The organism is Acinetobacter sp. YH12086, assembly GCF_013419345.1.
Lineage (GTDB): Bacteria > Pseudomonadota > Gammaproteobacteria > Pseudomonadales > Moraxellaceae > Acinetobacter > Acinetobacter amyesii.
In genome coordinates this window covers 79,946-94,003 of sequence record NZ_VPAF01000002.1, presented here as the reverse complement: position 1 = coordinate 94,003, position 14,058 = coordinate 79,946, and the positions used below count along the sequence as shown (strand labels likewise).

General features: G+C 39.8%; 14 protein-coding genes and 1 pseudogene. 1 reads left to right on the top strand and 14 read right to left on the bottom strand.

Annotated elements, in window-relative coordinates:
* Positions 1-25: 25 nt before the first annotated feature.
* Positions 26-697, bottom strand: coding sequence for an HAD-IA family hydrolase (locus FTU29_RS03670; RefSeq protein ID WP_180120649.1), 672 nt, complete (start codon positions 695-697; stop codon positions 26-28).
* A gap of 98 nt (positions 698-795) precedes the next feature.
* Between FTU29_RS03670 and FTU29_RS03665 the strand changes: the two genes are divergently transcribed.
* Positions 796-1,563 (top strand): hydroxymethylpyrimidine/phosphomethylpyrimidine kinase, encoded by a 768-nt coding sequence (locus FTU29_RS03665; protein ID WP_078192312.1) that lies wholly within the window; start codon positions 796-798, stop codon positions 1,561-1,563.
* A gap of 79 nt (positions 1,564-1,642) precedes the next feature.
* Here FTU29_RS03665 and FTU29_RS03660 read toward each other — a convergent pair whose 3' ends face one another.
* From FTU29_RS03660 to FTU29_RS03600, 13 genes and pseudogenes are all read right to left on the bottom strand, one after another.
* Positions 1,643-2,695, bottom strand: a complete 1,053-nt coding sequence (locus FTU29_RS03660) for a DUF1176 domain-containing protein (protein WP_180078223.1) — start codon at positions 2,693-2,695, stop codon at positions 1,643-1,645.
* Positions 2,696-2,784: 89 nt separating this feature from the next.
* Complete coding sequence (locus FTU29_RS03655; RefSeq protein WP_257226893.1) at positions 2,785-5,220, bottom strand: AI-2E family transporter; 2,436 nt, start codon at positions 5,218-5,220, stop codon at positions 2,785-2,787.
* 137 nt (positions 5,221-5,357) lie between these two features.
* On the bottom strand, positions 5,358-5,804 hold the full coding sequence (locus FTU29_RS03650; RefSeq protein WP_218954852.1) for a nuclear transport factor 2 family protein: 447 nt from the start codon (positions 5,802-5,804) through the stop codon (positions 5,358-5,360).
* Between the two features lie 25 nt (positions 5,805-5,829).
* Complete coding sequence (locus tag FTU29_RS03645) at positions 5,830-6,513, bottom strand: DUF2939 domain-containing protein (RefSeq protein WP_180120485.1); 684 nt, start codon at positions 6,511-6,513, stop codon at positions 5,830-5,832.
* 238 nt (positions 6,514-6,751) lie between these two features.
* Positions 6,752-7,018 (bottom strand): annotated as a pseudogene (locus FTU29_RS03640) (YegP family protein).
* A 290-nt stretch (positions 7,019-7,308) separates the two neighbouring features.
* Positions 7,309-7,671, bottom strand: a complete 363-nt coding sequence (locus FTU29_RS03635; RefSeq protein WP_180120483.1) for a 5-carboxymethyl-2-hydroxymuconate Delta-isomerase — start codon at positions 7,669-7,671, stop codon at positions 7,309-7,311.
* A 162-nt stretch (positions 7,672-7,833) separates the two neighbouring features.
* The gene (locus FTU29_RS03630; protein WP_111884823.1) at positions 7,834-8,175 is read right to left on the bottom strand and encodes a zinc ribbon domain-containing protein YjdM; all 342 of its coding nucleotides are present in this window, start codon (positions 8,173-8,175) and stop codon (positions 7,834-7,836) included.
* 157 nt (positions 8,176-8,332) lie between these two features.
* A complete protein-coding gene (locus tag FTU29_RS03625; RefSeq protein ID WP_180055549.1) occupies positions 8,333-8,701 on the bottom strand; it encodes a DUF488 domain-containing protein in 369 nt (122 codons plus the stop codon).
* Positions 8,702-8,746: 45 nt separating this feature from the next.
* Complete coding sequence (locus tag FTU29_RS03620) at positions 8,747-9,193, bottom strand: SRPBCC family protein (RefSeq protein ID WP_078191122.1); 447 nt, start codon at positions 9,191-9,193, stop codon at positions 8,747-8,749.
* Positions 9,194-9,524: 331 nt separating this feature from the next.
* Positions 9,525-9,911, bottom strand: coding sequence for a ribonuclease E inhibitor RraB (locus tag FTU29_RS03615; RefSeq protein ID WP_111884820.1), 387 nt, complete (start codon positions 9,909-9,911; stop codon positions 9,525-9,527).
* 133 nt (positions 9,912-10,044) lie between these two features.
* Complete coding sequence (locus tag FTU29_RS03610) at positions 10,045-10,980, bottom strand: hypothetical protein (protein ID WP_180101842.1); 936 nt, start codon at positions 10,978-10,980, stop codon at positions 10,045-10,047.
* A gap of 496 nt (positions 10,981-11,476) precedes the next feature.
* Positions 11,477-12,142 (bottom strand): pseudouridine synthase, encoded by a 666-nt coding sequence (locus FTU29_RS03605; protein ID WP_180101843.1) that lies wholly within the window; start codon positions 12,140-12,142, stop codon positions 11,477-11,479.
* An 85-nt stretch (positions 12,143-12,227) separates the two neighbouring features.
* Positions 12,228-12,686 carry a GIY-YIG nuclease family protein gene (locus tag FTU29_RS03600; RefSeq protein ID WP_180034547.1) on the bottom strand — a complete coding sequence of 153 codons (459 nt, stop codon included), beginning with the start codon at positions 12,684-12,686 and terminating at the stop codon, positions 12,228-12,230.
* Positions 12,687-14,058 lie beyond the last annotated feature (1,372 nt).

The window sequence follows — 14,058 nt, the reverse complement described above, 5'->3', positions numbered from 1 at the left end:
GCATCATTCATTAGGTTCGGTGCAACTACGACACTTTCTGCTGCTGCAATTGCTCAATACTCGAAATCAAATCGCTAAAACGATCAATCACCAAAGCCGGTGCAGCCGTTTGAATTTCTTCTGCGCTACCATAACCATAGTTCACAGCAATACTCTGCACTGCATTACGGCGTGCGCCTAAAATATCGTACTCACGGTCTCCCACCATCACACATTCTTTTGCATCTAACTGTTCTTTCTGCAAAATGTATTCAATTAAATCGCCTTTGTTGGTGCGCTCGCCATTTAGTTCACTGCCATAGATCACAGTAAAATATTGTGCCAAATCAAAATGTTCTAAAATTTGGCGGGCATAGACCGTCGGCTTTGCTGTAGCGACGTACAAGTGAAAGCCTTGCTGTTGTAAAGTTGCTAGAGTGTCGGCAACCGCAGGATACACTTTATTTTCAAATAAGCCGGTAACGGCAAAGCGCTCGCGATAACCAAGTAAAGCCTGATCTGCAAGTACATTATGTACATCGACATTGAGGATTTTGGCCAAAGAGGCTTTCAAAGGTGGTCCAATGATCCAATCGATATTGGTCTCATCCGAAATGGGATGTCCAATTTTCGCCAGTCCATAGCGTGCTGAAGTGGTAATGCCAACTTTTGGATCTGTTAATGTTCCATCGAGATCGATCAATATATTCTTAATCACAGCTTTTACCTTATCCATTCACTTCTGCAAAAATACTATCGAGTGTTCGCTCAAAGTTGCCTATACTATCGCAAATTTTGTGTAATAAGGACATCATTGTGCGCCCTACTGTACTGTGCTTTTCAGGTCTTGACCCTTCAGGTGGTGCAGGACTGCAAGCGGACATTGAAGCCATTGGTCAAAGTGGCGCACATGCTGCCATTGCGTGTACAGCGTTAACCGTTCAAAACTCACAACAAGTGTATTCGTTTGAAGCGACCTCTCGTGAGTTATTGCTGGCCCAAGCACATGCTGTCGTCGGTGACCTCCCTATTCGTTGTGTAAAATCAGGAATGTTAGGAACGACTGAAAATATCGCGGCTCTCGCTGAGTTTTTACGTGAACATCCCGAATATCATTATGTTCTCGACCCCGTTTTAGTTGCCAATAGTGGTGGTTCTTTGGGCGATCAAGCAACGTTGGTCAAAGCCTTTGCGGAATTGATTCCGCTTGCCACTGTGCTTACACCTAATACCGTAGAATTACGCGCACTCACAGGTGAAGACGACATATCTAAAGCTACAGCAAAACTTTTTGCGATGGGCGCTCAAGCGGTATTAGTAAAAGGTGGCCATGAAAATACGCCAGACTATATCCAAAACTCGTTGTACATTCAGGGTGAATTAGTTTCTGAAACCCGTTGTCCACGACTAGATGGGGAATATCACGGCTCAGGCTGCTCATTGGCGAGTTTTATAGCTGGGCGTTTAGCCTTAGGTGATGAGCTCAAAGCGGCTGTTCATCATGCCGAAACATGGCTATTTGGTGTGTTGAAAATCGCTGAATCACCTGTTGTAGGCGGACAAAAAATTCCAAAACGTTTTTAGTATTGTTGGTTATTCATGTTAAGCCGATAAAAACTACTTTATATGATTTAAAAGCCCTGTATATCAGGGCTTTTTGTAATTAAGAGTCGAGTTGAACCCAATATACTAAGGTTGGAATTTCCCATGCACCGCCAGCAAATCCTTTGCACTGTGTAGTTTTTGCCATATAAGTTTGGATAAAGCGCTGACCGTTCCACGACCATTCCCCTTTACTTTGACAATCGCCAATCCCTCTTCCACGTTGGTTGGAGAAAATTTGTCCTTCGCTAAACCCACTTCCAGAAAAGGTCACGGATTGTTTGATTTGCTTTAAATTTCGATCCATTAACCAATAGCCATTGCCACTATTATATGCCCCGCGCCAACATGGCACTTCGACCAAGGCATTTTTTCCATTGATTGGAAACACCACGACTCGATCATCCTCTAAGAAATTTGCATCAAAGAGTTGAGGACAATCTTCCACTATGGTTTTTTTCTTAATCAATCCAAATAATTGTTTGGCTGTGGGCGCATTGACGGCATACCGTGTTTGTAAGCCCTTACTATAATTTTGAATATACACTTTCGGAATACTTTTCGGTTTGAGTACATTGGCCGAACTGCTATTGGCTTTACGCAATAATGCCGAATTTGTCCCTATGCGCTTTTGAAAATCATCCATACGGAGCAAAACCGCACTAGCGCCCTGCACAGACAATAACCATGTTTTGTTGTTGCCTTTCCACACAATCGGTTGATTGGCTTGTAAGGCTTGAATCAGTTTTTGAGTTTGAGCTGCACTTAACTGACCTTCCGCAGTTTTGGCATCAAGCTGCACAGTTCCCTGATTTTTACCTAAAGTGTAAAGTTGAAGTGGTTTATTTGCCGCACTTAACGTTTCAGGATCGAGTTTCACTCGTGCGCTGACTTGCGCTTGAGCGCCCGCAGCACGTTGTAATAATACAGAAATAGCGGGCTGATTGCCCTCCGCCTGATAACCTGCAACGCGACAAGTCCCCGTATTATCACAAGCGATTTCCCAATCCTTATGTGAAAAATAATTTCCTTGAATTTGAGCAAAACTCACACTACAACCCAATGCAGCAACGTAGCCCAATAAAAGTTGCCAGATGACATTATTTTTGTTCATGTCTTTGGCTCGAATAATTATATTAGAGCCATCTTAGAATGCTTTTCACTGAAACTCCAGTTTAAATGGATCTGCTACATGATTTAAATTTATAGAGATGAATCATTCAGTTGCTGTATCTCTTCACATTTTTTTCGTTTCGCATTTTCATCACTGAGCGTATTCATCAAATCTGCAGCTAGGCCTTTTAAAAGACTCATATCATCATCGGTCATTTGATTCGGCTGCCGATCTAAAACACAGAAACTTCCCAATGCCACCCCATTACGGTCTCTAAGTGCAACGCCTGCATAAAAGCGAATGCGGTTATGCATCAATTCAGGTAAATGCGCAAAGCGTGGGTCACGTTGTAAGTCTTCAATAATCAAGCGTTCATTTTGATATACCAAATGGCTGCAGATTGAGTCTTGTTTCGACTGGCGCACCTGCATCGGTTGCTCGGTAGCCTTAGCCAAAGGGCTACCTGGTGTATAGACCCAGTCTTGCTTGACCCAAGAAATTTGTGCATATTTCACATCGAAGGCTTGTCGGGCTTCTTCAATATATTGTTCATAAATCGGTAAATTCCGATCATCCAAAACATTCAGTTCTTCTAATGCTTTTAAGCGCTGCGCTTCAACGCTAGGATCAGGCTCATCCAACCAAGACTCACCATGCGTCAATTGAAAAGCTTCAATGGTTAATATCAAATCATTCATATTATTGACTACAGCATCGACGGTAAAATTTTCTTTGATCGCATCTAATTGCTTTACTTCATCACAGCTCCACAGTGCAAAAATCAGTTTTTTATCTGGAAACTGCGCCTTAAAAACATGGCTTAAAAGGCGAATTTGAGCTTCTGGTGCTGTATGAAAAATCGAAATACATATGATCTGAATATCCTCTTGGATATCACCCATACTTTGATGCTGATTTTGAATTAAGACGTCGCTAAAAGCCTGAGCCTGAATACCGCTTAAGCTTAGGCCATGCGCCAACATAGCCGATACTTGAACATCAATTTCCCAACGTGCGCCGATACACAAAACCTCAGTTTTCTGATCCTGCTGTGCCACTGGATATGCCCGTTGAAAACTATGATTAAACAGTTTTAATCCCTGATGTAAACGTAGTCGATGTTCAGCACTGGCCTCGGTGTTGTGGCCTCTCGAAAAAATCCGTATGGCTGGAATCGCGACTTTGGCATAAAACGCATTAACCCGACGTGCCTTGATTTCATCCTTCGCCTCCTTCGGTAACTTTTCAGCAATAAAATTTTGTGCGACATCCACGGCATCTTGCACATCATCAGCGACTAATCTTTGATAGAAGCGCTCATGCGGTGCCAATGCAGGCGTACTACCGATCAGGGTTTTAATAAAACCTAAGGATGGTACATAGCTCGAAAGCACCAATAAACATGCGGTTAAAGGCGTCGATAAAATTAAACCAATTGGCCCCCACACAGCCGTCCAAAACATGGCGGCAATAATAATGGCTAAGGTTGAAAGTCCGGTACTTTCCCCATATAACCAAGGCTCAATAATATTATTACTGACCAATTCCAAGAGCAAAATTAAACCCACTGTCCATAGCACCATATTCCATGTGGGATCTACCGCAAAAGCCAATGCAATGGGGAAAATCGCAGAAATCATTGGGCCGACATAGGGAACAAAGCGCATCACTATCGCCACCATTCCCCACATAATTGCTGCCGGCACCCCAATAAACCAAAGTCCCAAGGCCATCGGAATACCGTAGGTCACATTGACCATCAGCTGCATACGTAAATATTTACCGATACGATTGGCGGCTTCATCTAGTGCGTCTGTTCCGATATTTAAATTGCCGCCCAGCAGCTTAAGGAAACGGTCATGCAAATCTTTCCGATTGACCAAAATCAGAATCACAAATAAAAATACAATACCTGCGGTTGCCAAGGGATTGAGCACCCGCTCACTCCAAGCCATGACCGCTTCAGCCGTGGTTTGTTGTTGTCCCACCACTTCCACTTGCTGCACTTTAGGATTTTTCTCTTCAGGCACCACATCATCTATCGAGTTTTCAACAGTATCTATGGTGGTTTTTGCGCCATCCCAAACACTCGGGCCGCGTGCAAATTGACGAATAGAATCCATTTTCTTTTGAATCGTACCGTGATATTGCGGTAACTCTTGGCTTAATTGCCCCAGTTGATAACCCAAATAAGAGGCCGCGCCGGACAAAATCGCCAAAGCCAAACCGACCACAATAAATATCGATGGCATCTGTGGTAGTCCCCAACCTCGGAGTTTCATCACCAAAGGGTCAACTAAAAAAGCCAATAAGATTGCGAGTGCCAATGGAATAAAAATATCTTTACCAAGATATAAGGCCGCAATCAGCAAACTGCCGATGATGAATCCTGCCGTGATTCGAATCACTTTATGTAAATCTGCAGGGGGCATTTGCTTCGAGGCGTTCAGGTCTTGTAAGCCTTGCTTTTGACCTGATGGTGATGATTCAAAATCTTGCGCTAATTTATTATTTTTATGATCCATTTTCTTATCCTGAACGATGGTCATTATTTTTTAATTTAGGCTGAAGTTTTAGAACTGCATACGCATTTCATGTAATGATTTGCAAAGAAAAAAACAGAGCTTTATAGCTCTGTTTTCATACTGTGTTTTGAGATGAATTAAAAGATAATTACTTTACTTTGATGAGTCACAATATCCACTGGAACAGAAATATGTTGATGAACGATCTTCCATTGAGTCTGTGTTTTTTTCATCCCAATGGTGTTACGACACCATGAGATCCCTGGCGTTGGTATTCCACTCTTATCATCAATTTTGGAATAACAGTGCAGAAAGGCAATATCAGGTTCTGCATGGATGACCAGTTCCCGCCTAAACACCTTTAAACCTTCACGAAAATACTCCCGATAAAATTCCCACATTTTTTGATATGCCATTAAGCCGCGCATTTCACAACTGGCATCAAAAAAGTTCACATCTGCTGCGCAGGATTCAGCAATATTTTCAATTTTCAATTGGCAGATAACCTCATCCCAATTGGCTAAAAATTGCAGAATTTCGTCAGCGGCCTGTTGGTCACCGACTATTTTGATTTTATCTTGCATCTCTGGCACCTATTTCTTTTATTTTTTATGAAGCATTATTCTGTGAGGCGTTTGGAAGTTGAATTTCAACGATCTTCCAGCTCCAACCGCGGCGTTGCATTCTAAATACGGTATATGTTGCTTCGCTTAGGCCTTGGAGCGGCACATACAGATCAAATCGATTCCAAGCACTATAGCTTGCTTTGGGTTCAAGGGACTGGCTTTGTTTTAAAGCGACAGTAGTTGGAGTTGCATCCTTTTTGGATGATGTTGATGTATGAGGTTGTTCTGCGACCTTATTTTCAGCATGAGTGAATAATTCAATCCCTGAGCTAATCATGCTCGGATCGGTTAGTTGGGTTATTTCTGGTAATTGGATCGACTCTTTTAATGCTTTGCCTTGTAAAAGCAGCATGATACTGTTTGGATTGACCAGACTGTCGACCAGCGTTGCACTGAGGACTGTGCTGAGCTGCCCACCCCACGACTGAGCGAATTCGGGTAAATGCTGTAGCCCAGTTTTCTGTTGAATGAGGTCTTTAACTTGTGGTTTTAGACTCGATTTGACTGTCGCAAAATCGATATATTGAGCAATTTTTTCAGGTTGATTGTGCTCATAGGCTTGACGTATTTGGTACAGCACCCAATACGGAGACGCAATCATCCAACCCAAGACGATGATCAAGATCGCAATGAGCCCATAATACAAAATATGATTCTGCTTATTCATCGTTCACCACTCTAGCCAGTGAAGTTGTGGTACTTCCTTGTACCGTTAAATAAGCCTGATCTAGATTGAATAGCATCCAACCTAACAGCGCTTATCTGAGAACCATATAGCTTTTGATCTTGTGATTTTGACGAGCCTTCTGGTTTGTTCATCTCGCTTTGGCTGTCTTAATCAGGTTGTTTCAAATTTAAGCTGTTAATTCTCTAATTTGGGTATTCGCACCATGGGTTTTAACTGACTAAATGCGTTTATCGCGCGATTGCTCACTGGCATAAAATTGGCTGATCCCAATAATATGATGGTTTGCCGCTTTCAGATTGAAATATGGTTTACCATTATTAACATTCAGTCGTTCAAAGCGACTATCATCTGCACTGTTGTTTTGTACAGACTCAATCCCGTTTTGTGATGATGCTTACACTTTATATAATTCACTCGTTAAAATGATTTCACCGTTCCATGCTTTTAATAGAAAACGAAACTGCTGATCATTAGAATGAGTGATCTGGTACTATTCCGACATATGTTACCCCGTCATTTTCATTTTTTAAGTATTATTCGATCAGAATTTATTATTGGAAATTCAACCTGATCTACAGAATATAAATGAACCCAGTCACATTTTTCAATGTCTTTTTTGATCAGGGTAAAAGGTTGTAATTTAATCATTAGAAAAAAGATTTTTAATAAATAATTCCAATAAAAAATAATCCGACCGAAGTCGGATTTCATCATTCTTTCATCATGATGTATTTGTGAATAGAGGCGCATTACTCAACGCATTGAATAAAGGCCTTAAGGACTGAGGATCTGCTTTGAATACGTCGCTTTATTCATTTCTAAAATTTCTACACAAAGTTGCACCTCTACTGCTGAAGCTGTGACATGTTGTTTCATCACGTCCAATAACAACAATGAAATTTGCTTTTGAACTTCAACCGTTCTACCCGTCAATAATGAAACTTTGGCATGCATATACGCATGTTGAGCGTGTTCATCCAAACCCACAACAAACTCTTCCTGAGCGACAGCGCGGCTTTTAATATCATTGATAGCACTAACATGACCCGATTCAAATAAGGCAGTGTTTAGCGCTTTAAGTAAAGGACGAGCCTCAAGCTCAAGGTTATTGGAATATTCCAAATGAATATGCGGCATAGTAAAGACATTTCAAACCTGTAATGCGTCTATTATGCAGGCTGAAAAATAAAATCTATAGCGGATTAGTTATCTATTTCATCTTTAAGTAGACATCCCAATCCAAGTGTGGCCTTCGCTTAGGATAATTGAAAGTTGCTTTAAAGCGAACAATAACGAAACTTAAACTTTTTTCACGTATTCAGATTTGAGTTTCATTGCTCCGATACCATCAATTTTACAGTCAATGTCATGGCCATCTGTTGCATCAGCTAAAAGACGGATATTTTTAACTTTGGTGCCAACTTTCACCACTGAAGATGAACCTTTAATTTTAAGGTCTTTCACCACAGTAACCGTGTCACCATCGATCAATACATTGCCATTGGCATCTTTAATCACTAACTGTTCATCTGCAGCGCTTTCGCCCTCACGCCATTCGTGTGAGCATTCAGGACAAATCAGTAAATCGCCATCATTATAGGTATATTCAGAATTACATTGGGGACAATTGGGTAAAGACATACAAGACCTCAAAAAAAGATGGATGTAAAAATCCACAGAAACTTAATATAACATTTTTATGTATTTCATAAACTTAAAAACCATAAATTTCGTATGGTTTAATCACCTTGTGAAGGTCGTAAATTTCACAACGCTACAGCACTTGAAGGTTTAAATTTTAGATCTCTAATGAGGTATTTAATATTAAAGCTTTTAAGATATGCGCATGATTTTTATCCATATGTTTGGCCGCTGTGAGTAAGGTCAGGGGCTCCTCTTTTTCCCATGCCCGCAGTTGTTCTAACTCGGCTTGATTGGGTTGTATTTCTTGCAAATAGCGCTGTTTAAATTCGTCCCAACGAGAAGCCATTGCCTCATCTTGATGATACCAACGACGTAAATCTGTCGATGGCGTCAATGCCTTCGGCCACAAATCTAGCTCTGCGCTCACTTTACTGATACCTCGCGGCCACAAGCGATCGACCAATATGCGTTTACCGTCATCTGGGCTTATCTCATCATAAATACGTTTAATGTGTACAGTCATTAAGCCCTCCTTCGCCTATTTATAGTTTTTCGATCATTCTTCAGATTATTCATCGGGGATCGCTGGATTCACTAAAAAAGCCAGCAACTGTAAAGACTCCTGCCAACCCAAATAACAGGCATCAGGTGGAATAACGCTCGGCAATCCTGCCTGTACAATCGTCACTTCGGTTCCTACTGAGACCGCTTTAAACTCAACAGTAACTTCGATTTCACCGGCTAACTCTGGCATATCAAATTGGTCTGTATAGCGCAGTAAATGATTCGGCACGACTTCATGATAATCACCATGAAAAGCGTGTGTGGTTCCCGTTGAAAAATTTTGAAACGACATGCGGTACGAGCCACCTACACGCACATCCGAATGCTCCACATGGGCAGTAAATCCATGCGGTGCCATCCATTTAACCAAAGCATCTGGCTCCACAAAGGCACGATAAACGCGCTCTACAGGCGCACTAAAAACACGATGTAATCGAACAGTATTGCTCATGATGATGTCCTTTTGTCATTGTTTTCACTGAATCATCCACATGCATTCACCCTCGCTTTATCGTCAATTTTTATCACACTGAAACGTTCTAAATGAGACAGCTTTGAGACGTGCGAGAAAGGTTATTGCTGTTCAATACTATAGCGAATCCTACAGATTGATCCCATCACTTTAACGCAATTCCGTGTTATGTTTTGTGAGCTGCATTCATATCGAATTGGATAGAAAATTCTAAAAAAATCAAAACTTAATCCAATTTTTCTAAAATTTAAATAATAAAAAACCCAGTTGAATCACTGGGTTCTTGTTGCTAAAGATGCAATAGTGAGACTTAGCTCAATTGTGCTTCATCTTCATCCAGATCATCATCTTCATAGATATAAGCCATACAACCCCAGCCGTCATATTCGCCCGAATGTTGTTCCGCAATTTTAATAAACCACTGCTCTAAATCAACGATATCTTCATAATCAGGCTCCATATAAACATAGACCGTGATAATCCATTCCACGCGATCTGATTCTTCATCTTGGAACAACGAAATTTTTTGCTCTTCTTTCAATAAATACAATGCACACTGTTCAGCCTGCGCTTCGTTCGAAAAGGCAATTGAATATTCGATTTCGTGCGGCACAGATAAATCATCACCATCTTGCTGCATCTGCCACAGCACATTGCCATTATCATCATCTGGAAATTGTTTAAAATCACGAGTCATTGTACTTTCCCTTATCGTTTATGAATTTTATTCTGTTGACTTAGATTAACGGATAATTGTTGCAATTTGCATTAGCTAAATCTCTTTAATCAGAAATAGACCGCCGAAGTGATCTTTCTGATAACAATTCAAATTAAACCACAACATCCATGTGGGCCTGAGTTTCTTTAAGATGTAAAACCAAAGCTGCCATTTTCAATTCTTCTAAGCGTAATTGTAGATAACTGTCGAGTACCCGTGCCTGACTAAAATGTACACCATGCGCATTGAGCAAGGTGAAATCATCCGCCAAAGCCTGCAATAACTCACCTAAGTTTTTGGTATTTAATTGGGCTAAATACAAATCAGCACGACTATTAAACACCAATGTAAATAATTGCATCGCAGCCAAACGACGTTCTTCATCAACATAATTACATTTTGCAGTCGATTGCTGCTCCATTGCATCAATCATTTTGCAACGTACCGCAGTCAAATTTTGCTTTGCCGCAGATTCATTCATGCCATCCATCAGCTGATCTAAAATACTCTGTAAAGGTAAAAAGAATGCTGACTGATAGCCCCGTATTTTGTTGTCCAAAGCACGGTTGATGTTTTCCAAATGCTGCTGATCCAGCGCTTGGCTATACAAACCCTTTAACTCGGCACGGGCTTGTTCCTGTATTTGTGATTTAGCTCTTTCTTGATATTTGCTCAAATACTGACGCACTTGTTCGATCTGTGCGCGAATATCATTCAACATGATATCGGCATTGGCTTTGGTGACTTCCACCAAACCATCAGCCTGTAAAGTTCGATACTCAACATATTGTTCAATCTCTACAATATGTTGATATTTTGCTACTTTATCGACTTGGATTTTGAGCCCACAGTTTTGAATACGTAATTGACTGATTTCATAATTCAATTCATCTTGCTGAGACTCTGTTTCAGCCAGTTTTAGCCGCGTACGGTCGAAGTTTTCCTGCAGTGAACGTAGGGTTTTATCATTTTTCAATTTGCGGTTATAAACAAAAAGGAGAGCCACAATTAATAGGATGATAAGGACGATTAAAGCAATATTGATCATTTGCCAATCCTCAAAATAAGCTTCAATAATTTAAGTTTATTCCCCAAAACAAACCTAAGTTACAAAAGTTAAAATCTATAATTCATTTCATATTAGCAGAACAAATGCAAAAAACCGTATTTATCTGACCAAATACACACTTGCACACAATTCAACTAAAATACTGTTTTAAATCAATTTAATAAAAAATTTTCATATTAAAAAATAATCAATCAATATTCTTTAGAAAATATAATAAAACTTTAGAAATGGTATTTATTTACTAAAAGATACAAAGAAACTTAATATTAATCTTTGTAAATATTTCACACACTTTATAGAGATATTTAAATTATTTATATATCCCCAGAATTAGGGATATGTTGTACATCATTATTCATTTTTAAGCAGAAAAATCTATTTAAGGCTGTAATTATTCTTAGCTTGCTAAGCTGCACAAAATTTTCAATGCAACATAGCAGATTTTATGAACAATGAGCATTCACATGAATATGCTTTAAAATTCTGCTGCGCAATGAATATGAACAGCTTGTTGGGTTAAGGGCTGGGTAAATGCCAGATCGCAAGCATGTAACGCCATCCGTCCGAGTGAGCTTTGCTTTGCATTCGGGTGATACAGTTGATCCCCTGTAATGGGGTGCCCAATATGCATCATGTGTACACGTAACTGATGTGAACGCCCTGTCACTGGTGTTAATAATACTCGGCTAATGTCTTTGCTTGCGTCATAGCTAATGGCTTGATACAAGGTTTTTGAATGTTTGCCTAATTCAAAATGCACCATCTGACGTGGGCGATTTTCCCAGTCCGTAATGAGGGGCACTTCAACACTGCCCTCACCTTCTAGCTTACCCTGAACCAAAGCTACATATTGCTTCTGAACCGTTCGCGCTTGGAACATTTTACTCACCGCCACTTCTGCATCGCGGTGTTTCGCAAACATCAAAATGCCTGATGTTGCCATGTCTAAACGATGGGTAATCTTTGCTGCTGGATACTGTTGCAAAACTCGAAGATAGGCACTGTCATGATGCTCAGGCAAACGTCCCGGAACCGACAGCAATTCCGCTGGTTTTTCGATGACAACCAAGTCTGCATCTTCATACAAAATACGTAGAGGACCTTGAGGCGGCGCATAGACAAAGTTGGGATCTAAAGGCATGGACAGACTGTGTACTGGGAGAATGTCGGCAAAATAACAACTGACTAATTCGCTGTCAATCGACTTTAACCGATCAGGTCTAACCCTAACGATTATTGGTCCCCAATTTACCAAAGGCTGGTGCTAATGAATGAGACAAATCATCCTCCAGTAACTGTAAGATGCTTGCACTCGTGGTTAAAGGATACTGATGTAGTGTGATGCGATATTTGCCCTGAAACCACTGCGATAAATGCAAGGCATAGGTTCGTTTAGGCCCAAAACCTAAATGTTGTTTTAAACGATTCTTTATACCTGTCCGTGATGATCCAACATACAGAATGTGATTGGGTTGATTTAACTTGGCACAGGCATGGGTTTTCAATGCCTTAAATGCAGCATAGTCCTGATATGTCTGCTGTATATCGCCACCAACCTGCTCTATCACATAAATATAATGTGCGTGTAGAGCAAGATCATCAAAACTTGAAAACTCAAATATACGCTCAGCTTTAGTCTGCTGTGCCTGCAGACAATCCTGTATCAATTGATTCAGATAACCCATATCAAAATTATTTAAAATTTAGATAGTTAAGCATAACAACTTTGTGAAAAAGGACAATCCGAAGCTTAGATTAAGTTTGAGTTGTTCTGCGTGATATTCATTACATCAGCAGTGATCAAAATTTGTTGGGAATGAATGCGAAGTTTGGAATTTTGAAAAAGATGGAAGGATTTATTATTCGATTTAATTCTTAAAAATTTTTTAGGGTGTAAGAGAAAACAGTATTGTTTACTTCAACTATCATCACTTTGTAAGTCATGATCTTATAGCCTATAAACTTCTGGTTTATAGCGTCCTAAGCTGAATCGAGACCTTTTGGGTGAGTACTGTACACGTGTTTTGCACCACTGACAGCATGCTACTCTTTTCAATCTCTATCACACCCTTGAGATATATAGTAGTGGTATCGATGAGGGATTGTTTCCCTGAAAATTACTATTTTTGACTTATTTTAAAAATATTTTTCACATTTAAAGATATATTGAAAATATTTTCTTCTTGTATCATGTTTTAGCATTTTTTCCATCTGATAAATGACTTTTCCCGAGAATTTTCGCCATAGTTTATCACTCAAACCATCGGGATCTTTTGAATTCTAGACAGGACTTTTAACCAATGAGAACTTGTATTGAAATGAGTTCTCCAACTGGATTAAGAGTCAATAATGCATACCACAGCGAGATTTGAAAATTGAGGTGTGCTTGAAAAAAGTAGCAAAAAGCACAGAAGCTATTCAATGCGATGAAAATGAAATTCGTTCAGATTTAACACTTGGCTTAGGACTATTTTTACGGGAGATGCCTGATGATCTTTAAGCTTATGGTGATTAAACTGGTGTGGTTTGTTTTATGCGGATTAAAGGAGTAATGATTCATTATTCTTTTTTATTTTGGCTTAAATTTTTGGGGTGGTATAAGAGAAAACAATATTGTTTACTTCAACTATCATCACTTTGTAAGTCATGATCTTATAGCCTATAAACTTCTGGTTTATAGCGTCCTAAGCTGAATCGAGACCTTTTGGGTGAGTACTGTACACGTGTTTTGCACCACTGACAGCATGCTACTCTTTTCAATCTCTATCACACCCTTGAGATATACTTTAACCAAAGAGGATCGGGATTAATTTCCTAAGTTTTTCTAATTTTCTGCAAATTCAGCAAATTTTTTCAGCCATTTTAGGTTTAGCAGGATATTTTATCTTTTCAGCTCATTTCAGCGTTTTTTATCTGCAGATTTGCCCAATTATAAGAAAATTTTCTTTTACAACAGACAAAACGTCCAAACACAGCGTCAAATTTAAAAATATATCGCCGCTGAACATTCATCCCTTAACTTCATACAAAACTCCGCCCTTTGAGTAGAGATCTAAG